We start from the raw sequence: 21429 nt of genomic DNA, 5'->3' as shown, positions 1-21429 counted from the left end.
GTCAGCTCCTTTCTAAGTCCTGCGACTTGCTTTTTTGTGGTTTCTTCTGTGCCTTTTCCTTATCTGCTTTGAGTTGCGCCCGGATAGAGGGCTTCTTTTCCGGCTTTGCTGTCTTTCCCTGTTCCTTGTCGGCTTTGATAGCGTCGGCAAGGTCAACAAGGGAGATAACCTCGCCCGCCTTTGCTTTCTGCTCCAGAGCGTCCACGGTCGGCGTCTGCGGCGTGTTGTTGATGATACCGTCAAAGTTATTGTCGTTCTGCTCGATAGTGTCCTCGATATGTTTTAACGGGTTAGCTTTTTCCGGCTGTTCGGCGGCAACGGCAAACGCCCGCGTACTGTTTCCCATAATCAGATATTTCCCGTCGTCGGATTGATGATGAAGTCCATACCCGGCTTCTTTCATCTGTTCAACGCTCATATCCGATACATAAAAACTGCCGCGCGGCGTTCTAATCTGTTTCCCGGTCAAATGCTCGTCGGGGATAAGCTGCGACTGCTTCTCCTGCAAAAATTCCGGCACATTCCGAAAACTGCCGCTGTCTACATAGTGGGCGGTATTTTCGCCGTTCTGATGAAGCACTACCACGTCGGAAACGGAAAGGCTGTGTCCCTTGAAATCTTTCGGGTGGTCGATATTGAAACGGGTGTAAATATCTTCAAGGGAAGTACCCGGCGTAAGTTCTGCGGAATAGACAATCTCATAGTTTGCCTTATCAACCGCATTTCCCGCCGCCTGCAGGCGGTCGTAAGGCTCGAAGCGGAAGTCCCGCGTTTCGTCCCCTTGCTTTAGCTGATAAATGGAAAAGGTGTCTTTGTCGGCTTCGGCTTCCTGTGCCTTTGCATATAGCTCCTTTACTTCTCCCTGCGTCAGCTCTCCGGCGTTCAGCCCGCCCATGAGTTCCCGGCATTTTGCAAGGCTGCCGATATACAGCACGTCCCCGATTTTTGCCCTGCCGTTTTCCTGCGGGAGATAGGCTTGCAGGAAAAAGCGGCCGTTGTCGCCCGTTGTGCGGGGGTTGGCTTCAATCTTGTAAATGTACTCCGGCATGGCGGCTTTCTCCCTCGGCGCGTCCTGCGCCTGTTCCTGCGTCTTTTGCAGCTCTGCGATATGTTCATCAATGCTGTTGATGATTTCCGCTGCGGTGCTGCGGATTGTTTCAAGAGAGCTTTTCAGTTCAGCAAGCTCCCGTCCGGCACTCCACCCGGCAACATATCCAAAGGAATAATCAGAGGTATCAAGCCCGTAATGCTGGCACACGGTATAGGCGATACTTTCTGCCTGTACCTCACGGGTGCGGCGGTCGGGTCTGTTCTCCAAGTCCTCTAAAGGGGCGTTTAGGTCAATGTCGTGCAGCTTCGCATGGGCGATTTCATGGATAAGTGTCTTTAAGGTTTGCAGCTCGCTCATGCCCTCATCAAGGGCAATACGCTTGTCCTCCAAGTGGTAGTAACCATGTGCGCCGCCCTCGATTTTTTCAAAGCCGACAGGAACAGGAGAAGTCTTTTCAAGGGCAGCGAAAACCTCCTTGTAATGCTCCACGTCCCCGGTCAGCATATTTACGGCAATATCGGGGATTTCCCTGCCCTCGGTCTGCGATACGTCAAAGACCGATACCACCTTAAAGGCGGGGATTGTGATTTCCTTTTCCTCGGTTACGGGCTTTCCGTCTTTGCCGATAATGGCTTTCTGTGTCTGCGGGTCGATTTTCTCCATTTCTTTTTTAATCTTGAACGGCGACGGGGCAAGGATTTTGATACCCTTTTGTCCTTTCATCACGTTTCGTCCAAAGTTATTTTTCCATGCGGAAAATCCGGCGATAAGGGAAGCGTCGGGCTTTTGCATGGCGATCAGCAGCGTATTGTTAAAGCTGTAATTATGAAACTTTGACATGACGCGCAGATATTCCTTGTAACGCTCGCTGTCGAACAGCTCCGTAATGCCTTGCTCCAAGCGGTCGGTTATCTCTTTGAGCTTTTCGGCTGGCTTCTCGCTCGTCAGCACGATAGGGATAACCGGGCGCGGCTCCTGCTGCTGTGCTTCGGGAATGGTCGCCGTCTGTACTGCCGGGGCTGCGTCCAGTTCGATGGTCGGCTGCGGGTAGCTCATAATGCGGTATTCCTCCGGCACGTCCCGTCCCTCAAAGTGTTTCTCCCATTCGTCGCCGCTTTCCACAAGGTAGCCGTATTCCGTAAAGCTGCCTTTTTCCTGCGCGGCGGCGTTTCGTCCAAAGGCGATAGGGTCAATGCTGTTTTTCCATTCAGCGGGCATTTGCACCATGCCGGATTTGTTAAGGTAATAATCGCCCAATTCGCGGGGCGTGTGGACTTCGGGGATATGCACGAAAAAGTCCTCGTTATAGGTAAAGTCAATGAGCTGCCCGATATTCTCAAAACCATTCCTGCGCTGCGTGGCTGCGTTCAGCGCGGCAATCCCGGAAGCGTCAAGGGTTTCCAGTCTTGCCGCAAGGAAGTTCAGCTCGTCCACCTGTGCCGCGCATACCATGTCATACGGCAGGGCAATGTGTCTGTCCTCCCGGTCAGAATACCCATGAATGAAAAAATCCTGCGGATTGTCAGCGGTAATGCCGACGCTTCGCATAGCTTTGTGAAGTTCTTCCTTTGTGGCGGGCATGGAAAGCCAGTAGCCACCCGGTTCTCCCGTTTCAAAGCGGGTGCGGCTGTCAATCAGGATTGCAAACTGTTCCGTTTCCTGTCCCGGTTCGGTTCTCGGTGCAGCGGCGGAAATGTCGGCGGCGGGCTGCTTGATTTCCTCGCCCTCTACGGTGTAGCCTGGTAAGAGCTGTCCGTTTACCCTAAACTGTTCCGCGTATTCCGGCGGGATAGCCGGGGAGATTTCCGTAAAAAGTTTTTCATACGCCTTGATACGCCCGTTCAGATATTTTTCCATAGCTGCCCGGTCAGCAAATACCTTTCTGTCCTGTCCGGCAATTTTTGCCTGTCCGTACCCGTGGGGGCTGTTGGTGTAGATGTTCCAAGATAACGTATAGGAGTACGGGATAGATTTCTCTGCTTTTCTGTCGTAGCGGGTATTTTCATACACATGGTAGCTCATTTTATATACCCGGTTGCTGATGGTGTGGCGGTCGTTGTCCTCGTCCTGCCACTTGTTCGCCGTATGCTTCACTTCGGGTATTCTCGCATACTCAATCGCCTTGTCAAATAGCAAGGTCTTTCCTGCCTGTTCCTCCCATGCGGAAGCCTGTACTTTCAGATTTTCAAAAACGGTCTGTTCCGCAGCCGCGCTTTCCTCCCGCAGCTTCACAAGCTCGGCAAGGGGTAAGGCGGTCAGCGGGGAAATATCCGCGCCTTTCGTGTCAAAATAGATACCGCGCTCAATCTTCATCTTGTCGGCGGCTTCCAGTCTGTCATGGTCGTATGAGGAATAACCTGTTTTCCATTCGTCCATTTGCTCGCTCCTTTCTTTTTCAATCATGCGGTGCATAAGTTCGTAGTCCTCAATGCTCATGCTTCCGTCAAATATATAAGGGTCAAAATCTTCCCCGTCCCGGTAGGGCTTTTCGGAAAAGGGAAGCCCCGCTGCATGGGCGGCGGCTCTTGCTTCCTCGATAACCTCCGGGGGAAGCCTGTCGTCATGCGCCCCGATAAAACCGTCAAGGTCATTCCTGCCGTTTTCATAGTGATAGCGCACTCCGGCGGTCAGCTCGTCAAGGCTCATATTCTCGCCTAAATGCCCGCAGTAGTAGCCGTTTAGAATAACGGCGGCGGGGTCAGCCGCTTTGATTTCCTCTAACCGGCTCCTGTCAAACGGTTCTAAAGTACCGTCCACTTCAAGATGAAACAGCTCGGCGTTCCATGAACGTCCCTGTTTCCAAAATGCTACCCATGCAATACCGTCCCTAAGTTCCTCTTGATAGTCCTTTACGCTGTCGCGCAAACTTGCCATGTGTAAAACCTCCTTTCGCGTATGGCAGCGCGGACGCTGCGTTTGTGGTTACATAGTCCTACTACGGTGCGCCCGCATTTCTGCCAAAGATTTTTGAGGATTTTTAGAGGGTTTGGGAAACTTCCCAACAAGCAAAATCCCCGCCAAGCTCTACATGAGTGGCAGGGATTTTACGGAAGTGGGTACCCGCTTCCTATGCTTGCTATTCCAGTTCTTTGTCCTTTGAAATGGTTACTTTGTAGTTCACATACTTACCGCCCGTATCAGCTAAAAGCACCGTTCCGTCGTAGGTTTTTCCTGTTTTCGGAGAATACAGCTTTTTGACTGTTGCCTTGCCGGATTTCAAAAGTGCTGCGGCAATCGACCGGGTAAAGACGGTTTTCCATTCCTCAAAGAAGCGGTCATTTTTCCACATGGCAAAGCTGCACTCTTTGTTGGAACAGTAGTAGTTTTTCTTTCCCTCATAGACCGGGGACTTGCAGCGGGGACACTTTCCAAGCTCTGTTTTTTCTGTCTTGAAAAGCTCCTGTTTCTCGCCTAACACGGAAGCATAGGTTTTTACAAGCTCCTGTGCCATAGTTTCGATACCCTGCATGAAAGTGTCCGGGTCGGCGTTGCCCTTTGCAATCTGCGTCAGATTGTTTTCCCATGCAGCCGTAAGCTGCGGAGAAGTTAAGCTGTCCGGCAGGACGCAGACAAGATTTGTCCCGTCTTTGGTGGGAAGCAGCTGCTTGCCCTTGCGCTCCACAAAGCCGCCTCCCACTAACTTTTCAATGACAGCGGCGCGGGTAGCGGGCGTACCAAGCCCCCGGCGTTCTGCGTCCGGGTCGGTGTCCTCATTCCCGGCGCGTTCCATAGCAGAAAGTAAGGACGCTTCATTGTGGGGCTTCGGCGGCGTCGTTTCATGCTCCGTAACCTTTGCAGCAGGGTTTTCAAAGGTCTGTCCCTCGGTAAAGTCCGGCACATCTAAAACAAGTTCGTTTTCGTCGTCGCTGTCCGGCTTCTTTTTGAGGGTAGCCCGGTAAAGCCGTTCAATGTTTTTCCACCCGGCAGCGATTACCGTCTTGCCCCTTGCCGTAAATTCATGGTCGGCGCAGGAGAAAACCGCCGTTACCGCTTCGTAAACGTGCGGCTCTGCGGTCGCCATAAGCAGACGCGCCCCGGTAAGGATAAGGATATTTCTTTCACTTTCCGGCAGCGTAGTAAGGTCAGTTTTTGCAATTTCCATAGTGGGGATAATGGCGTGGTGGTCTGATACTTTTTTGCTGTTCAGAACGCGGGAAATACTCTGTTCATAGGCTGCGCTCGCCATAAAGGGCAGCTTGCCGCAAAGCAGCGATACGATACTCGCCGCTGTGTCGCCCATGTCGTCGGTCAGATAGTTGCTGTCCGTTCTCGGATAAGTAAGCAGCTTCTTTTCATAAAGTGTCTGTGCAAGGTCAAAGGTCTGCTTTGCCGTGTACCCGTAGATACGGTTTGCTTCCCTTTGCAGAGAGGTAAGGTCAAAGAGCTTCGGCGGTATAGCGGTTTTATTTTCACGGGTCAAGGAAGTGCAGACAGCCGCCGACGCTTCGCAGGCCGCTTTCAGTTTGCCCGCTTCATCAGCGGCGCAGATCTTCGCGCTTGCCGCTTCTGCGCCGGGGAGCATAAGGCGCACATGGTAATATTTTTCTTTCTTGAAGTTCATAATGGCAGCGTCCCGGTCTACAAGCATTTTTAGGGTTGGGGTCTGAACGCGCCCCACGTTCAAGGTTTTTCCATACAGGCAGGAGAAAAGGCGGGTCGCGTTAATGCCGATAAGCCAGTCAGCCTTTGCCCTGCATAGTGCGGAATGATAGAGAGCGTCATACCTGCGCCCGTCCTTCAGATTGTCAAAGCCGCTTTTGATGGCGTCCGTTTCCATAGAGGAAATCCAAAGACGGGTAAAGGGCTTCTTGCAGCCCGCTTGATGATAGACAAAGCGGAAAATCAATTCTCCCTCGCGTCCTGCGTCGCAGGCGTTCACGACTTCCGAAACGTCGCTGCGCTGCATGAGGTCTTTTAAGATTTTGAATTGCTTTCCCTTGTCGGCAGCTACGGTGTACTGCCATTCCTGCGGCAGAATGGGTAAGCTGTCATAGCTCCACTTTTTGTACTGTTCCCCATAGGCGGCAGCTTCCGCAAGTCCTACCAAATGCCCGATACACCAAGAGATAACATAACCGTTCCCCTCGATATATCCGTCTTTCTTCTCCCTTACGCCAAGGGCGGCGGCAACCGCCGCCCCGACGCTGGGTTTCTCACAAATCACAAGTTTCATTCTTCCTCGTCCTCCTGTTCGGTGTCTGCGCTGTCAGCTTCTTCCGGCTCGTCCTCGTCGTATTCGTCAAAATCGAACTCGTCAAGGTCGGTGCTGCCTTTCACGTTCTGTTTCGGTTTCATAAACTTAACGTAGTAGAGGGCTGCGCCGCCGCCAAGCAAGCCCACGACAAGGAAAATCAAAAGCCCGCCCATGCCGTTCTGGGGCTGCTCCTGCTCGGCGGGTTCCTCCGGCGTGGCTTCCTTGCCTGTGCAGCTATCCATGTTGACAGAGCAGGCGGGGCAGGCGGTGTTTACTTCGCCCGCCTTGCATTTCTCGGTACAGTTGCAGACAGCCGGGGGTTGTTCGGTCTGTTCCTCCCCGATAATCGCCATAAGGTCGCTTTCGTCTACTTGATTTAGGAAGTGGACGGAATTTTCCCCCTCGGCTGCCCGGTCAACGATAATGTAAAAATAGTTGCCACCTTTGCTTTTCACGACGATAAACTGCTTATCCTCGGCAGCGTCCCCGTCAATGTCGTCCACAAGGGTCATGTTGCCCTCCGGGGTCAAGGGCTGCGGCTCGGTTTCCACGATTACGCCGCTGTCGTCGGTTTCTTCCGTCGGGGTCTGTGCATAGGCGGTAACGGAAAAGCCGCCCACAAGGACAAGGGCGGCGCAAAGTACGGTAAGGCTTGCAAGGATTTTATTCTTCATCTGCATTGTCCTCCTGTTCCTCATAGTCTGCGGGCATAGGGGCAATGCCCGGAATACCTCCGCCCGCAAGCATAGCGGTAAGCTCCTGCGGGGTAAGGCGCATAGAGCGCACAAGCTGAACGATTTGCAGATTTTCCGCTTCGGTTTTCTGTGCTTCCAGTCCGCGCAGCCTGTTCTGATACTCCGTGATTTTCTCACGGGTCTTTTGGATTTCCTTGTCAATTCTTTCGATTTTACTCATTGCCATAAAATTTTTCTCCTTTCGATTTTCAAAAAATGTGTCAGTTCCAGTTCATCAGCCCGTACCCTTTGATACAGGCATAGTCAAGGGGATAGCTCTTAATCTTGCAGGCGTCGCCGGAATTGCCCTCCACGGTATAGACGCGGCTTTCGTCCCTGCCGATAACAAGTCCTACATGGTCTGCGCTGCCGTCTAAATCCCAGTCAAAAAAGATAGCGTCGCCGGGGGCAATGTTTTCATAGCCCCGCGCTCCCCATTGTCCGTGAGAAGTAAACCACGGAATACCCTGCGACTGGCAGGCGGCAAAGCGCGGCTCGGAAAGTCCCATTTGCCCGTAGCACCAGGACACGAAACAGGCGCACCATTCCACGCGGGAATTAAAGCCGTACCAGCTCCAATACGGATAGCCGCCCACATTTCCGACTTGCCGTTTTGCAAGGTCAACGATAGCGGTATTGCCGGGGCGCGTTCCGTTTACAAAGTCCACGCCGCTTAAATCTTCCGACGCGGAAGTGTCGGGAGAGCCGCCGCCAAAGATAAGGGGCTTGTTCCCGCTTGTCTGTAAGTACACCCGGTACATTTCCAGTTGTTCCGGGGTCAGATTGTTTTCCGCAATGGTGGATAGTGGGGTATTCGTCAGCTTGACGTTCAAGATGTAATACTCATAAGGCACTTGTACCGTGTAGGTGTCCGTATGCTCGTTGCCGTCCTCATCTGTCCATGTGTCGGTGCGTTCTTCCTCCCGGTAGCGTATTTCCACTTCCTCGGTCAGCGTCAGCTTGTATTGTTGATTGAAAATCCGCTGTAATTCGCTCTGTACCTCGGCGCAGGTGTAGCTTTGGTATTTTGCGGTCAGATAAGACGCTAATTCATGGGGATTGTGTCCGATATTTGCAAGGTCATAGCGGTACTCGTCATAGCCCGGATTGTCGCGCTCGATATTGTCAATCCTGCTTTGCAGCTCGTTTTCCAATCCTGCGTAGCTGTTTTCCACTTCCACAAGGTCGCTGTCCTCGGACGTATAGGACGTTCCAAGCACGCCGTTTAACGTGCCGGAAAACATTGCCCCACAAGAGGACAGCCCGGACATAACCATGATAAAGAGCAGTAGCACCCCGACAGCGATTGCCACACCCGCCGGGTGCCTTGCCACAAATGCTGCGGTCTGCTTCGTTTTCTCGGCGGCTTTGGCTGCCGCCTTGCGGGTGCGTTCTGCCGCGCCCTTGATACCCTTTGCGGTATTGCGGGCTTCCTTTGCATACTGCCGCTTGATTTTCTGCTTCTGCCAAAACCGGGAAATGGGGTTACTGGTTAGCTGCGGGTTCTCATGCAGGGTCTTGTGATACTGAAAGTCCATATTTGCCCGAAAAGCCGCTTTTTCTGCCTTTGCCGCTTCCCGGTAGGGTTTCAGCTTATGGTTGCGGTAGCCCTGCTTGATTTTCCGCGCCCCGTACTTCAATCCCCGTTCTGCGGCTTCCTCGCTCTTGTGTGCGCCCTCCACGCCGGAATTATCCTTTTCGACAGAATGGATTTTGTTATGTACCAAAATCCCGGCTTCCTGTGTGGGGCGGGATAGCGGGTTGTGCTTCTCCTTAAATCCGGGCGGCTTGTCCTTTTCCTCAAAGTGCAGGCGGGTCTTGCCTTTCCCGGTGGTTTCGTCAAAGGTGCGCTCTTTTACCAGTTTCTTTTCTTTGGGGATAGCTGCCTTTGCCTTATCCAAGCGGTCGGCGGCTTTATCGGATTTCTTGATATACTTTTCAAGCTCCGGGGCAGCGCGTTCCTCGTCGGTAAATTGCAGCCGGGAAGATTTCGTCCCGGCGGTAGCTTCTGCCTGTGCTTTTCGTACTGCCTTTTTACTGGCTTTTCGTGTATGGGCGGCGTCGATATGCTTCATGACGCGCTCCGTTTTGCCTGTGTCCGCTTTGGGGGCAGCTCCCGGCACATGGGGAAGCGGGCTTGTATCAGATACCGGGGGAAGCTGCATAGCGTCCTGTGCCGCCTGTTGTTCCGGGGTCTTTTGTAAATCCGCGTCCCGTATGCGGTTGCTGATACGTTCCGTGTCTCCCGTGGTCTGATTTTCTGCGATAGCCCCGTCGCGGGTCATTTTCTGCGTGATTTTATCGCGGGGCTTTAATGGGTCTTTCAAGTGTTACCACCTCCAATCCGCGCCCCTGCAAGGGCGCAATACTCGGCGTTCAGTTCAATGCCGATATAGCGGCGGTCAAGGCTTTGCGCTGCAAGCCCGGTGGTGCCGCTTCCAAAGAACGGGTCTATCACAACGCCGCCTTTCGGACAGCCCGCAAGTATGCACGTTTCCGCGAGCTTCGGGGGATAGGCGGCAAAATGCCCGCCCTTGTACGGTACGGTATTGATAAGCCAAACGTCCCGCTTGTTTCTTGTGGTCGGCATAAGGGCGTCGTCATAATAGCTGCCGCTGCGGGGCTGATTGATACCCTGTACCTTGCCCTGTCCTGGTACTTCCTCGGCGTATTTGTGTCCTGCGCTGCGCCCTTGCCTGTAGCGCGCAGCCGTTCCCGGCGCGATCGGCTCTGCAATGGCGGCAGCGTCATAGTAATATTTCTTTGATTTCGTCAGTAAAAAGATATGCTCATAGCAGCGGCTCGGTCGGTCGCGGCAGCTTTCCGGCATAGGGTTTTCTTTCAGCCAGATAATATCGCTGCGTAAATACCACCCGTCAGAGCGCAGGGCAAAGGCAAGAAGCCACGGAATACCGATTAAATCCTTTTGCTTGCAGCCCGCTTTCATGCCGCTGCCGCAGTATGTGTCTGCGATATTCAGCCAAAATGTCCCGTCGTCTTTGAGTACCCGGCGCAGCTCCCGGAACACTTCCACAAGCCGCCCGATATACTGCTCCGGCGTGTCCTCACGTCCAATCTGCGCGTCAAGCCCGTAGTCCCTTAGTCCATAGTAAGGCGGGCTTGTGACGCAGCAGTTCACGCTTTCGCTCGGAAGCTCCCGCAGGGCATAGAGGGCGTCGCGGTTGATGATTACGTCTGTTTTCATGGCTTGCTCACTTCCTCCGGCTTTGTCGTAAGCAGACGGTAAAGCTCGGTGTCCGTCGGGAAGCGGTCAATGAACGGCAGCACCACATTCCCGTAAAAGATAAGCCCCTCGCCCGCTTCGGTATGGGTAACGTATTTCATCTGCTGCGGGGAAATGTTGAGCTGCTTTGCAAGGATAGCCCGGTCGCCCTGTGCCTGATTGAGCATGAGGACAAAATCAGAGTTTTCAAAAATATTCTCGACTTCGCGGCTGCTTAAAAGGTCTTTGACGTTCTGCGTGATAGCGGTCGGTATGCCGCCCCATTTACGAAAACGCTTCCAAATCTCCACGGAATAGGCTGCGGTCTGTTCCTCTTTCAAAAGCAAATGAAACTCGTCCATATAGTAACGGGTCGCCTTTTTCTCGGCGCGGTTTACGGTAACGCGGTTCCACACCTGGTCTTGCACAATGAGCATACCTAATTTTTTGAGCTGCTTTCCAAGCTGCTTAATATCAAAGCAGACAAGGCGGTTTGAAAGCTCCACGTTGGTACGGTGGTTAAAGACGTTCAGAGAGCCGGAAACATAAAGCTCCAATGCCGCCGCAATGCGGGCAGCTTCCGGCTCCGGCTGTTTCAGCAGTTCGTTGTAGAGGTCGCCCAAAATCGGCATTTTTGCCGGGTCGGGGTCTGCAAGGAAAGGTCGGTACACATTCCTAACGGCGCGGTCAATGACGGTCTTTTCCACTGGCTGCAAGCCCTCTTTGCCGCCGATAACAAGCTCGCAGAGGGAAAGGATAAAGTCGGATTTCAAGGCAAGCGGGTTGTCGTCCTCGGAGTAGTTGAGGTTAATATCCATAGGGTTCACATACTGGGGCTTGCCGTCCATGCCTTTTCCGGCAGGCGACAGGCGTATCACTTGCCCGCCCAAACGCTGCACAAGGGAAAAATATTCTGCTTCCGGGTCGCAGATAATAATATCGTCGTCAGTAATGAGAAAGGCGTTTGTCATTTCCCGTTTTGCCGCAAAGGATTTACCGCTTCCCGGTGTTCCGAGGATAAGCCCGTTGGGATTTTTCAGTTGCTTGCGGTCGCAGAGTATCATGTTGTTTGACAGCGCATTTAAGCCGTAGTAAAGGGCTGCGCCCCGCTGAAAAAGCTCCTGTGTGATGAACGGGATAAAAATAGCGGTGCTGCTGGTCGTTAATCCTCTTTGAATGGGGATAAGGTTCTCTCCAAGAGGGATAGAGGACATAAAGCCCGCTTCCTGCAAATAGTCAAGGCGGGTCAGAGCGCAGTTGTTTTTCTGTGCAAAGCCCGCCGTAGCAAAGATGTCATTATCCAGTTTCCGCTTCGTGTCTGCCATGTTTACCACAAGGAACGTCAGCAGAAACATTCTTTCATTTCTGCTCTGTAAATCCTGCAACAGGTTCTTTGCTTCGCTGCCGAAAGTAGCAAGGTCGGACGGAATTATATCCATGTCATACCCGCTGCGTACCGCTTTTTTCTGTTCCTCAATCTTCATCTTGTCGAGGTCGGTTATCTTGCGCTTGATAGTCTTGATTGCTTCGCTCTGGTCGATACTGCGGATATGCAGATTGACGATAATTCCGTTTTCAAGGTCGAGAATGTCCGAAAGCATACGGTCGTTCAGCTCCGGCGCAAGGATTTCAAGGAAGCTAACAGCACCGAGCTTGCGCCCCATGCGAAACGTCCTGCCGTCGCCAAAGCGGAACGAGGACGGGGCGATAAAGTCCTTTGTGGTAAGCCCGGACGGTACAAGCCAGTCCCAAGAGAAACGGAACGGCTCGCCCTCCGGGTGGAAAATCCCATGCAGTACGTTCAAGCGTTCCTGTCCGTTCATGGGGCGGGCGGTTACACCAAGCACCTTAAAATTATTGAGTACGTCGGTTTCGATACGGGAAAGGCGGGCTTTTGCCGCCGCAAGATTGTCCGCTTCAATGGAAAAGGTAATGTACTTGCACTTTTCCAGTCCGTTGTTGCCTTTTTCAAGCTGATTTTTAAGCATATCCGCGTACTCCCTGCGGATAGAGTTAAAAGCGTCGTCCTGCGCCGGAATTTCGATAGCCGCCTGTGCCTTTTCCTTTCTTGCACCCTGATTGATGAAAGAGAGCTGCACCGAAACGGAAGCGTCAAAGTAGTTGAGAAAATCGCACCAGTTTTCAAAAATGGCTGTCTTATCGTCTGCCTGTGCAAGCTGATAGTTAATATCTTCAAAGACAAGGCTTTTACTGTATTTCTTTTCCGTTACCCTGCAAATCCCGTCCGGGTACATCTGCAAGTAGGGAATGGTCTGTTGTGCGGTGCGGGGCTTCCCGTCGCCCTTTGCCGCCTGTATCACGGCGGCGATTTCTTTCTTTTCTGCGCGGGTCAGCTTACGCTTCACGGGATTTTTTACCGCGCGGGTCATGGTTTTTCGTTCTGCCATTGACAATAGCCGATACCTCCTTTTCCAGTTTTCGTTGTTTTTCTATGACGGCATAAAAATTTTCCGTCTGATAGGGGCGTTCCTTTGGTCGGATAAACTTTGTCTGAATGACGTTCTTTATCACGATTTCAAGGGGCTGCCCGTGTTTTTCATACATTGCCAAGAGGAAGCAGGGAAGCATAACGATAATCATTGCAAATGCCGCCATGCTTGTTCCCGCGCTGTCTTTGAGTAAAAAGAAAAGCGGTAGTCCCATAGCGAGGGCTGCCGCAAAACATATAATCTGCCGCTTTGTCAGATTAAAAGCGACTTTCGTTTTGATTTTTGATAAGTCTTTGGGTACGGGTACATACGCCAAGTGAAAACCTCCTTTCGGTCTTTAATGTGCGTTAAAGATTGACTTCGCAAGTGCGCCTGTTTTGAATAGGGAGAAGCACAAAATCACGGTGTAGGCTGCAAGGGAGAAAATCGCGCTGTGCAGGTTGTCCGCTACAATCATGCTGCCAACCAAAACCGCATAAATGCCGACGCATATCATAATGAGGAAGCCTTGAAAACCGAGGGCGAACAGGGCTTTTAAGTAGTTGTTTCCTATCTGTCCCCACTCTCTGTTAGTCATAGTTGCAAACGGGATAGGCGATACCGAACAGTAAAGGTAAATCTCTATCATTCTGCCGTACAGGATAACCGTGATAAGCACCGACATGATTTTCATGCAAAGGCTCACAAGGCTTGTTTCCATAACGAGCAGTAACAGTTCGGGGATTTCCATAGCGTCAAGTCCGGCTTGCATGGACGAGAGGGCGGCGTCAACGTCGATATTCGTATCGCCGCCGATCACGCCCGCCGCGCCGGAAACAACGTGTTGCGCCATATCGAACACCGCCATAGTGATAGTAAAGGTGTGGGTAACGAGATACACCGCTACCCACGCCTTGAAAAACCACTTAAAGAACATGAACGTGTCAATATCGTGCATATTGTTCTTTTCCGTTACCATGCTGATAAGCTCCACGCATAGAACGTAGGTAATGACAAGCCCCGCAATGGGTACAATCACATTTTCCGACAAGCTCTGTATCATGGAAAATATGCCTGCGTTCCACCCCTGCGGGATTTGTCCTACCTCTGCGGCGATAGTTCCGACTTTTTCGTTTACGTCCCCGAACATAGTTGACAGATTACCGTTAATGGCTCCAATGAGGATTTCCTTTATCCATTCGTTAATCGCGTCAAGTATGCTCTGCATAGGCTAACCCCGCCGCTTAACCGAACAGGCCGGAAAGCAGAGGTACAAGGGTGCCACCGATAAGGGCAACGCCGCCGCCCGCCATGAGCTGCTTCATGCCCTGGCTTTTTGCACCTGGGTTGTCATTTCCGTAGCCCTCCAAGAGGTTGATAACGCCCCAAATGCCAAGACCTGCTCCGAGAGCGATAACGAGTGTCTGTAAAACGCCTACTGCGCTGTTGAAAAATGCCATAATATAACTCCTTTCTGCCGCTGTGCGGCTGCCCGAAAAAGGGCATAAAAAACGGCGGTCAGTTTTCGATAACTGCCGCGGTCATAAGTCCCCGCGCTGCGTTTGTTGCTGCGGCGCGGCGGTATTCAGTTGTAAGGGTGCGGCTTCCTGCCGCGATACGCGCAAGGAGTAGGGGCGCGTACCATGTAGCCCGTGTTTATTATTTTTACTTTAAGCTCCCTCCTTTTCAAAAAGTGGTGTGTAGACAGGCATAATGCCGTACTGCCGTTCCCGGACAGCTTCGATATACTTGATATAGGAAATACCTGCCTGTCTTGTCCTGCGTTCCTGTTCCCGCTGCATTTCCTCGGCAGCTTCCACAAGCCCGCTGATAGCCCGGATTAGCTGCTGTTTTGCCTTTTTCTTTCTGATACGCTTATTCATTTTCTGTGTCCTCCTGCAAATCTGCTTCGTCAACTTCGTAATAGTCAAATACCTCGTCCGGCTTTACGATTGCAGGACGGCGGCGCAAGTGCTTTTCCATGTCAAAGGCATTTTTCTTGTCAAAGTCGGAAAGGTACTTGTACTTCGGGTGTTTGGTAATATCGTATTTTTCGGAGAAGAACGGACGCACCCCGCGTAGTTGCAAGATACATTTCCCGCCGTCCATGACCGCAATTTCATCTTCGCTCATAAGCTGCTTGCCTAACTTCTGATAGTTCAGCCCGTGGGAAAGCTCCCGTCCTCTTGTTTCGGAAGTGTTGAAGCTGTCAATGGTTTCTTTCCCCAAGATTTCCGACATTTCTTTAAGGGTCGTTTTCTCCTTGCCGCCCAAGAACAGGGTCGTATCGCAGTTGCCGACAATGGTATCGGCGTTGTCCTTGTAGATAGCCTTTAGCTGCGACTGGCTCTGCAAGATGATGGACGCGGAGATTTCGCGGCTCCTTATCGTGGCAATGAGTTTTTCAAACTTCGGTATCTGCCCGATATTTGCAAACTCGTCAAGCAGACAGCGCACATGAACAGGTAGCCGCCCGCCGTACACATCATCTGCCTTGTCACAAAGCAGATTGAAAAGCTGTGTGTAAAGGATTGATACAACAAAGTTAAAGGTGTCGTCGGTGTCGGAGATAATAACAAAAAGCGCGGTCTTTCGGTCGCCTAAGGTGTCAAGCTCCATTTCGTCGGTTTCCATCAGCTCGCGCAGTTCCCGAATGTCAAAGGGGGCAAGACGCGCACCGCAGGAAATGAGGATAGAGCTTCTTGTTTTTCCGGCAGACAGCAAAAACTTCTTGTACTGGCGCACCGCAAAATGTTCCGGGTCTTTTTCCTCCAAGCGTTCAAACATGAGGTCAACGGGGGATTGAAATTCCGGGTCGTCCTCGCGGGCTTCCGACGCATTTATCATTTCAAGCAGCGTCGTAAAGTTTTTCTCATTCTCCGGGGCTTCGTACCAGATGTAGCCGATAAGGGCGCAGTAAAAAAGCCGTTCCGATTTCACCCAAAAATCCTCGCCGGATTTTTCCCCGTCGCCTTTGGTGTTGGCGATAATGGTATTTACCAGTTTCAAAATATCCTTTTCGCTGCGCAGATAGGCGAAGGGATTGTACCGCATGGATTTCTTGAAATTGATGGTGTTTAGCACCTTGATTTTGTACCCGCCCCGCTGCAAGAGCTTTCCACACTCGATTAAAACCGTTCCTTTCGGGTCTGTGACAACATAGCTGCTGTGCATTTGCATTAAGTTGGGCTTTACAAAAAACCTTGTTTTGCCGCTGCCGGAGCCGCCGATGACAAGCACGTTTTTGTTTCTTGCATACTTCGGGTGCTTCGGGCGGCTGCTCATCATCAGCCTTTCGGTCTGCGTCAGCAGCACGTTATTTTCAAACATGGGGTCGATATATGGCTTTATATCCTCGGCATTGCCCCAACGTGCAGAGCCGTACTCCATGCCCTTACGGTATTTCTTTGCGTTCTTGCCTTTCACATAGACCGCAAGCCGGATAACGACAGCCCCGACAATGCCGATAAGCAAATCCATAGGGTTAAAACTCGGCAGGGCATTTGAAAAGGCAGCGGAAAAGCCGCTGCCAATGGAAACCAGCTTGCCGGAGAGGTCAGCCCCCGGCGAGAGCCGCACCGCCTGTCCGACTTTATCAAAGAGATACACAAAGAGCAGATAGGGGGCGTTTAGGATAAGCAGCTTCTTGATATTCGGCTTCATAGCGATACCTCCCTGTCCTTGTATTTTGTCTTTTGACGGTTCGCGTTAAGCTGCTTTGCTGCTTCCCGGAATGTGGCAAGTGCCTTTCGGATAGAGGGCTTTTGCTCCTGTGTCAGCTTCTTTGCGGAAAACTCCTTAAAGGCTGCGGTCAGAGCGTCCGCGTCCCGCCCCTTGAAAAAGACGAGATAACGGGGCGGCGTTTCGGTGCTGTCTTTCTTTAGGGCAAAGTCGATACCGTATTTTTTTGCCGTCTGCTCAAAGGCTTTGATATTGCCCTCGGTTATCTCAATGTTGGATAGCCCCGCGTTCTGCTTCGCAAGCTGCTTTAGGGTCTGCTTCCCGTGGGGCTGTTTTTCCTGCTGCTTTTTTGCCTGTGCAAGCATGGCTTTGATTGCCTTTTGCAGCGTTTCAGCGGTCAGCTTCGCTCCCTTGACAGAGAGCGCAACCACTTTTTCGTTGATTTCATCTTGCAATGTTTACCGTCCTCCTTTCCCGGTAGTAGTGATAGTGTTAAGGTGGTACGCCGCTTTTGGGCGTGAAAAAAGGGCGTCCGTTCTTCACGCCGCCCCGTTAAATCCGCACCCGCAGCCCGTTCAAGTCCTCGGCGCGGATACCTACAAGATACCAGTTGTCCCCGTACTCAATCCGGGTCGGCTTCCATTTGCCGCCTGTGAATACGTCCATGCACTCGCCGCAATGCAAGCCGCCGTAATAGTCGGCAATATCAAAGCGAATATCGTAGCGGTCAGCGGTTTCGTCAAAAATTAAAGCTCCTGTTTTCTGTGCCATGTGGTAAATCCTCCTTTTTTCGTTTACAGGCTTTCGCCCTCGTTGTAGGTGTAGTAGTCCGGGTCGCCGTATTTAGGCTTGCCGGATAATGCGCCGCTTGCCATGTCGTGAGCGACAAGGGAAGTATAATAGCTGTCAATGGTAGACGGGGCATTGAAAAGAACCGCCTTTAGGTACTGCTTGATATTGCGGATTTTCGTGGTGTTCTCCTGCATACAGTCAAGGACAAAGCGGATATGTTCGCTGTCCAGCTTCATAAACTTTGACTTCACAAGCTCGGCGGGGTAATCGTCCCCTGCAATACGGATTTTCTTTCTTGACGTACAGACCGTTTCAAGGATAATGTCAACAATCTCATTCAGACGGTCATGGTCAAACTTCATATCCTGCAAGAGAATGTTATACTCGATATTGTCCTTGATGATTTCCTCATACACTCTGTAAGCGTCGTTCCTTTCCGTTCCTTTCCGTTCCGGCGGCTGTGCCGCTTCGTCCTCGCCATAAGGCAAGGGATTTAGGGAATGGATAGGAATGGAATGGGTACTTGATAAATCCGTATTTGATTTTTCTTTTTTTTGTAAGTTAGTTCTTGATATATCTTTATTTAATTGCATTGGATTTTCCGACGTCGGATTTTCCGTTGTCGGGTTATCCGCTGTTGGATTTTCCAATACCGGGCAATCCAATTCCGGCGGCTGCGGCTGTTCGTAAATGGTGTACTCGATTGCGGTCATTTTGCCTTTCTCGTCGCGTCCCTGCCGCCTTGTGATATATCCGGCTTTTTCAAGCTCCCAAACGGCGGTACGGATAGCGTCGATACTTTCCCGGTTGATGTAGGACAGCCCTGCAAGGGTATAGTCCCAATCCTCCGGCAGGGACAGCATTTGAGATAACAGCCCCTTTGCCTTTAAGGAAAGCTCCTTGTTGCGTAAGTGGTGGTTGCTCATTACGGTGTAGCCTGTGTTGCGTTCCACACGGAAAACTGCCATAGCTTCATCACTCCTTTGCTTTAGATTTGTTGCGCAGTAGAACGCGGATTTTGAGGGGTAAGGTATCTTTTCCTTGCTTCCTCTGTTTTGCGTTCTGTAAGCCCGATAAATCAAGGCTTTTTTTGCCCCTACTGCGTAACATGAGGGCATAAAAATAGCGGCGTTCCTGTTCTCCCAGTGAGAGAGTGAGAAACGCCGCTGTGCGGGTCGCTATTTCATTTCTTCTGCTATCAGTTCTTGCATGACTTCTCCAAAGTCTGCCATGAAAGAAAAGATGAAGTATTCCAAAACGTCGGGGTCTGCGTCCATAGGCTCGGCTTCCTCTGAAAAAGGCAAGCCCATTAGCCCATAAAGCAGTTTGATGATTTTGAACAGCTTGCCCCGGTCGGTGGGGTTGTTCATGGTTACAAGTACGTTGGTAAGGCGGTTGATTGTTTCCATGTCGCCGCCTGTCGTTACCCATACCATTTCCGCGAACGGCTGCGTGATTGCCCCGGCGACAAGGTTTATCTTATCCTTGCCGATTTCGCCGGACGGAAGTATAATACCCTTAGTCAAAAGTTCGTTTTTCATGTCGTCCTCCTTATATTCTGTGGTGCTAAAATGGTGCCCGGTCTTACAAAAACACCTTATGCGGAGATATGACAAGAAAAATGAAGATATGCGGAAAACCTTGATTTTAAGCCATTTTCACATTGGTTTATAAACATTTGTGAGGACTTATAAAAGGTTTTGCGTCTATCAAATCAATAAAAAATAGGTTATAATTTAACTGTAACATGAACTTTGGAGGTTTGATGATGAAATTACAACAACTGTTAAGTTATACAAGAAAAGCGGTTGATGATTATGAAATGATACAGCCAGACGATAAAATTGCGATTGGTATTTCCGGTGGAAAAGACAGTTTAACACTGCTTTATGCCTTAAAACATCTACAAAAATTTTATCCTAATAAATTTGATCTGATTGCAATTACGGTTGATCTGGGTTACAAAGATTTCAACTTAGATAAGATCAAGGCATTATGTCAACAGCTAGATGTCCCCTATTATATTGTCAATACGGAAATTGCTGATATCATCTTTAAGCAGCGAAAAGAAGACTCTCCCTGCTCTCTCTGTGCCAAAATGAGAAAAGGTGCGTTAAATGATAAAGCAAAAGAATTCGGCTGTAATAAGATTGCTTATGCTCATCATAAGGATGATGTGATTGAAACGATGCTGCTCTCTCTCATCTATGAGGGACGGTTTTATGCTTTTTCTCCGGTTACTTATCTTGACAGGATGGATTTAACGGTGATCCGCCCTATGATCTATGTTCCTGAAGTTGACGTTATCGGATTTAAGAACCGTTATGAACTTCCAGTAGAGAAAAATCCCTGTCCGAAAGACGGATTTACCAGACGTGAATATGTAAAGCAGCTGCTCCGGCAGCTTAACTTAGACAATCCGGGTGTGAAAAACAGAATGTTTACAGCCATTGTAAACGGAATCGAGGCATATTCCCATGAAAGATAAAGCATATTACGAAAAGGTAAATATTGAAAATGAATTAAAGCTGCGTGAATTATTACAGACGTTACCACATTTCTGTAAAGATTATTTTATCGGGATCGAACCGACAACTTCTTCGAGAACCAGAATTGCCTATGCATATGATCTGAGGATATTTTTTGAATACATGCATGAAAACAATCCGGTCTGTAAGAAAATGAAGATTTCTGACTTTCCACTTGATATTTTAGATCAGATCTGTGCACAGGACATTGAAGAATACTTAAACTGGCTTAAATATTACATCAAAGATGATATTGAGCATACGAACAATGAACGCGGCATTTCCAGAAAGTTAGCCTGTTTAAAAAGCTTTTACCACTTCTTCTTCCGTACAGAACGTATTTCTACCAATCCGGCAGAACTCGTAAAAATGCCAAAACTGCATGAAAAAAATATTATACGTTTAGATATTGATGAAGTTGCGATTTTGTTAGATGAAGTAGAATCCGGTGAAAAACTGACTGAACGGCAAAAGGCATATCATGCACAAACAAAAAAACGTGACCTTGCCTTATTGACTTTATTACTTGGAACCGGAATCCGTGTGTCTGAATGTGTCGGACTTGATCTGACTGATGTTGATTTTAAAAACAATGGTATTAAGATCCACAGAAAAGGCGGCTATGAATCTATTGTCTATTTTGGTGAAGAAGTCGAAGAAGCATTATCCGATTATATCAGAGAACGTGAACAGATCATTCCGATGGAAGGCAGTACAAATGCTCTCTTTTTATCCATGCAGAAGAAACGCATGAGTGTCCGCTCTGTGGAAAAGCTGGTCAAAAAATATTCACAGCTTGTCACTACTCTTAAGAATATCACACCTCATAAATTAAGAAGCACTTATGGTACCACACTATATCAGGAAACCGGTGACATCTATCTTGTTGCAGATGTATTAGGTCATAAAGATGTAAATACAACCAGGAAACATTATGCCGCCCAGGCTGATGAACGTCGTCGTCAGGCTGCCAAAGCTGTCCGGCTGCGTGATAAATGATAAACAATAAAATTGAGCAGGATGAAAAGTGTATTCACTTTCTGTCCTACTCGATTAAGCATAAGCTTCAATCACCTGTTCAATCCGTTCCTGTACCAGCAACGCAATTTCACCGGATTTCATATTCTTATATTCTTCGTAAAAAATAGGTTTCAGATAATGTACCTGTGTCGTTACTTTTCCAATAGAAAAACAATTAAATACCTTATAAGAATCAATCAATGCAACCGGTACAACCGGAGCCTTTGATTTTATTGCTGATTTAAAACTTCCAGCTTTAAATGCAGCTACTTTATTCTTATTATTAAACTCATAACCACCCTCTGGAAACAGAATATACCGCTTGCCTTTTTTCACATCTTCTGCAACTTCATTGATGATCGTAAGCGCCTGTCTGACATTATCTTTTTCTAACCGTTTCCCCTGCACTAAATCAATAAATTCTTTTACTAATATGGTATTCGACTTCGACTTATCCATAACCACAGAGCAAGGTGCCTTATGTGTATAAATAATACCTAATGCATCATACTTTCCCTGATGGTTCGGGTACATGATATAGCCACCCTCTGCAGGTAGATTCTCGGTTCCATATGCTTTTGTGTGGACTTTTCCGGAAAGCTTCATCAGACGTATCACATATTTTACAAGATTATAACGTTCTTCCTCTGTATAACGTTCCGGATGTGCTGCTTCTTTCCGCATTTTCGGAATCACATAAGGGGCACGGAATAAATTCATAATGATCACATATATAAATCTTAACATCTCATAAACAACTCCTTAGATTCCTATTAT

General features: G+C 49.7%; 19 protein-coding genes. 2 read left to right on the top strand and 17 right to left on the bottom strand.

Annotation, left to right across the window (positions count from 1 at the left end; all coding sequences use genetic code 11):
• Window position 1: 1 nt before the first annotated feature.
• The 16 genes from H8S17_RS05840 to H8S17_RS05765 all read right to left on the bottom strand — a co-directional run bounded on the left by H8S17_RS05840 (window position 2) and on the right by H8S17_RS05765 (window position 18645).
• Window positions 2-3925, bottom strand: coding sequence for a YodL domain-containing protein (locus H8S17_RS05840; protein ID WP_186866593.1), 3924 nt, complete (start codon window positions 3923-3925; stop codon window positions 2-4).
• A 202-nt stretch (window positions 3926-4127) separates the two neighbouring features.
• A complete protein-coding gene (locus H8S17_RS05835; RefSeq protein ID WP_186866592.1) occupies window positions 4128-6224 on the bottom strand; it encodes a DNA topoisomerase 3 in 2097 nt (698 codons plus the stop codon).
• Entirely contained in the window at window positions 6221-6919 is a 699-nt protein-coding gene (locus H8S17_RS05830) for a DUF4366 domain-containing protein (protein WP_015542401.1), read from the bottom strand. Before H8S17_RS05830 ends, H8S17_RS05835 begins: the two co-directional genes overlap by 4 nt.
• The gene (locus tag H8S17_RS05825; RefSeq protein WP_005928569.1) at window positions 6909-7166 is read right to left on the bottom strand and encodes a DUF4315 family protein; all 258 of its coding nucleotides are present in this window, start codon (window positions 7164-7166) and stop codon (window positions 6909-6911) included. Before H8S17_RS05825 ends, H8S17_RS05830 begins: the two co-directional genes overlap by 11 nt.
• A 34-nt stretch (window positions 7167-7200) precedes the next feature.
• The gene (locus tag H8S17_RS05820; RefSeq protein ID WP_035393412.1) at window positions 7201-9264 is read right to left on the bottom strand and encodes a C40 family peptidase; all 2064 of its coding nucleotides are present in this window, start codon (window positions 9262-9264) and stop codon (window positions 7201-7203) included.
• Window positions 9265-9302: 38 nt separating this feature from the next.
• Window positions 9303-10184 carry a DNA-methyltransferase gene (locus H8S17_RS05815; RefSeq protein ID WP_005928563.1) on the bottom strand — a complete coding sequence of 294 codons (882 nt, stop codon included), beginning with the start codon at window positions 10182-10184 and terminating at the stop codon, window positions 9303-9305.
• Window positions 10181-12610 (bottom strand): VirB4-like conjugal transfer ATPase, CD1110 family, encoded by a 2430-nt coding sequence (locus H8S17_RS05810; protein WP_186866662.1) that lies wholly within the window; start codon window positions 12608-12610, stop codon window positions 10181-10183. The genes H8S17_RS05815 and H8S17_RS05810 overlap by 4 nt, the downstream gene beginning before the upstream one ends.
• Window positions 12558-12968, bottom strand: coding sequence for a PrgI family protein (locus tag H8S17_RS05805; RefSeq protein WP_186866591.1), 411 nt, complete (start codon window positions 12966-12968; stop codon window positions 12558-12560). Before H8S17_RS05805 ends, H8S17_RS05810 begins: the two co-directional genes overlap by 53 nt.
• A gap of 21 nt (window positions 12969-12989) precedes the next feature.
• Window positions 12990-13859 (bottom strand): VirB6/TrbL-like conjugal transfer protein, CD1112 family, encoded by an 870-nt coding sequence (locus H8S17_RS05800; RefSeq protein ID WP_186866590.1) that lies wholly within the window; start codon window positions 13857-13859, stop codon window positions 12990-12992.
• A gap of 16 nt (window positions 13860-13875) precedes the next feature.
• Window positions 13876-14091, bottom strand: a complete 216-nt coding sequence (locus tag H8S17_RS05795) for a Maff2 family mobile element protein (RefSeq protein WP_005928550.1) — start codon at window positions 14089-14091, stop codon at window positions 13876-13878.
• A gap of 210 nt (window positions 14092-14301) precedes the next feature.
• Window positions 14302-14514 carry a hypothetical protein gene (locus tag H8S17_RS05790; RefSeq protein WP_005928546.1) on the bottom strand — a complete coding sequence of 71 codons (213 nt, stop codon included), beginning with the start codon at window positions 14512-14514 and terminating at the stop codon, window positions 14302-14304.
• Window positions 14507-16294, bottom strand: coding sequence for a VirD4-like conjugal transfer protein, CD1115 family (locus H8S17_RS05785; protein ID WP_005928544.1), 1788 nt, complete (start codon window positions 16292-16294; stop codon window positions 14507-14509). The genes H8S17_RS05790 and H8S17_RS05785 overlap by 8 nt, the downstream gene beginning before the upstream one ends.
• On the bottom strand, window positions 16291-16767 hold the full coding sequence (locus H8S17_RS05780; protein ID WP_005928540.1) for a PcfB family protein: 477 nt from the start codon (window positions 16765-16767) through the stop codon (window positions 16291-16293). Before H8S17_RS05780 ends, H8S17_RS05785 begins: the two co-directional genes overlap by 4 nt.
• A gap of 97 nt (window positions 16768-16864) precedes the next feature.
• The gene (locus H8S17_RS05775) at window positions 16865-17083 is read right to left on the bottom strand and encodes a DUF5348 domain-containing protein (RefSeq protein ID WP_005422968.1); all 219 of its coding nucleotides are present in this window, start codon (window positions 17081-17083) and stop codon (window positions 16865-16867) included.
• Window positions 17084-17106: 23 nt separating this feature from the next.
• Window positions 17107-18072: a DUF6017 domain-containing protein gene (locus tag H8S17_RS05770; RefSeq protein WP_005928536.1), complete on the bottom strand. Its 966-nt coding sequence runs from the start codon at window positions 18070-18072 to the stop codon at window positions 17107-17109.
• 210 nt (window positions 18073-18282) lie between these two features.
• The gene (locus H8S17_RS05765) at window positions 18283-18645 is read right to left on the bottom strand and encodes a hypothetical protein (protein ID WP_005422970.1); all 363 of its coding nucleotides are present in this window, start codon (window positions 18643-18645) and stop codon (window positions 18283-18285) included.
• Between the two features lie 227 nt (window positions 18646-18872).
• Between H8S17_RS05765 and H8S17_RS05760 the strand changes: the two genes are divergently transcribed.
• On the top strand, window positions 18873-19592 hold the full coding sequence (locus tag H8S17_RS05760) for a tRNA lysidine(34) synthetase (protein ID WP_186866589.1): 720 nt from the start codon (window positions 18873-18875) through the stop codon (window positions 19590-19592).
• Window positions 19582-20631, top strand: a complete 1050-nt coding sequence (locus H8S17_RS05755) for a tyrosine-type recombinase/integrase (protein ID WP_186866588.1) — start codon at window positions 19582-19584, stop codon at window positions 20629-20631. Before H8S17_RS05760 ends, H8S17_RS05755 begins: the two co-directional genes overlap by 11 nt.
• A 54-nt stretch (window positions 20632-20685) precedes the next feature.
• On the opposite strand, the gene H8S17_RS05750 is transcribed toward H8S17_RS05755, so the two are convergent.
• Window positions 20686-21399, bottom strand: a complete 714-nt coding sequence (locus tag H8S17_RS05750) for a lysophospholipid acyltransferase family protein (RefSeq protein ID WP_186866587.1) — start codon at window positions 21397-21399, stop codon at window positions 20686-20688.
• Window positions 21400-21429: the final 30 nt, after the last annotated feature.

Origin of the sequence: Roseburia zhanii (assembly GCF_014287635.1) — a bacterium.
Taxonomy (GTDB): domain Bacteria; phylum Bacillota; class Clostridia; order Lachnospirales; family Lachnospiraceae; genus Roseburia_B; species Roseburia_B zhanii.
Note: the sequence above shows the minus strand (reverse complement) of the source record. Positions and strands in the feature narration are given on the sequence as shown.

Excerpts from the sequence above, each read along its gene's own strand:
- H8S17_RS05775 (WP_005422968.1), bottom strand. The coding sequence starts at position 17,083 with ATGGCACAGAAAACAGGAGCTTTAATTTTTGACGAAACCGCTGACCGC.
- H8S17_RS05765 (WP_005422970.1), bottom strand. The coding sequence starts at position 18,645 with ATGAAAAACGAACTTTTGACTAAGGGTATTATACTTCCGTCCGGCGAA.
- H8S17_RS05785 (WP_005928544.1), bottom strand. The coding sequence starts at position 16,294 with ATGAAGCCGAATATCAAGAAGCTGCTTATCCTAAACGCCCCCTATCTG.
- H8S17_RS05815 (WP_005928563.1), bottom strand. The coding sequence starts at position 10,184 with ATGAAAACAGACGTAATCATCAACCGCGACGCCCTCTATGCCCTGCGG.
- H8S17_RS05830 (WP_015542401.1), bottom strand. The coding sequence starts at position 6,919 with ATGAAGAATAAAATCCTTGCAAGCCTTACCGTACTTTGCGCCGCCCTT.
- H8S17_RS05790 (WP_005928546.1), bottom strand. The coding sequence starts at position 14,514 with ATGAATAAGCGTATCAGAAAGAAAAAGGCAAAACAGCAGCTAATCCGG.
- H8S17_RS05750 (WP_186866587.1), bottom strand. The coding sequence starts at position 21,399 with ATGTTAAGATTTATATATGTGATCATTATGAATTTATTCCGTGCCCCT.
- H8S17_RS05825 (WP_005928569.1), bottom strand. The coding sequence starts at position 7,166 with ATGGCAATGAGTAAAATCGAAAGAATTGACAAGGAAATCCAAAAGACC.
- H8S17_RS05840 (WP_186866593.1), bottom strand. The coding sequence starts at position 3,925 with ATGGCAAGTTTGCGCGACAGCGTAAAGGACTATCAAGAGGAACTTAGG.
- H8S17_RS05810 (WP_186866662.1), bottom strand. The coding sequence starts at position 12,610 with ATGGCAGAACGAAAAACCATGACCCGCGCGGTAAAAAATCCCGTGAAG.
- H8S17_RS05770 (WP_005928536.1), bottom strand. The coding sequence starts at position 18,072 with ATGGCAGTTTTCCGTGTGGAACGCAACACAGGCTACACCGTAATGAGC.
- H8S17_RS05835 (WP_186866592.1), bottom strand. The coding sequence starts at position 6,224 with ATGAAACTTGTGATTTGTGAGAAACCCAGCGTCGGGGCGGCGGTTGCC.
- H8S17_RS05800 (WP_186866590.1), bottom strand. The coding sequence starts at position 13,859 with ATGCAGAGCATACTTGACGCGATTAACGAATGGATAAAGGAAATCCTC.
- H8S17_RS05820 (WP_035393412.1), bottom strand. The coding sequence starts at position 9,264 with ATGACCCGCGACGGGGCTATCGCAGAAAATCAGACCACGGGAGACACG.
- H8S17_RS05755 (WP_186866588.1), top strand. The coding sequence starts at position 19,582 with ATGAAAGATAAAGCATATTACGAAAAGGTAAATATTGAAAATGAATTA.
- H8S17_RS05795 (WP_005928550.1), bottom strand. The coding sequence starts at position 14,091 with ATGGCATTTTTCAACAGCGCAGTAGGCGTTTTACAGACACTCGTTATC.
- H8S17_RS05760 (WP_186866589.1), top strand. The coding sequence starts at position 18,873 with ATGAAATTACAACAACTGTTAAGTTATACAAGAAAAGCGGTTGATGAT.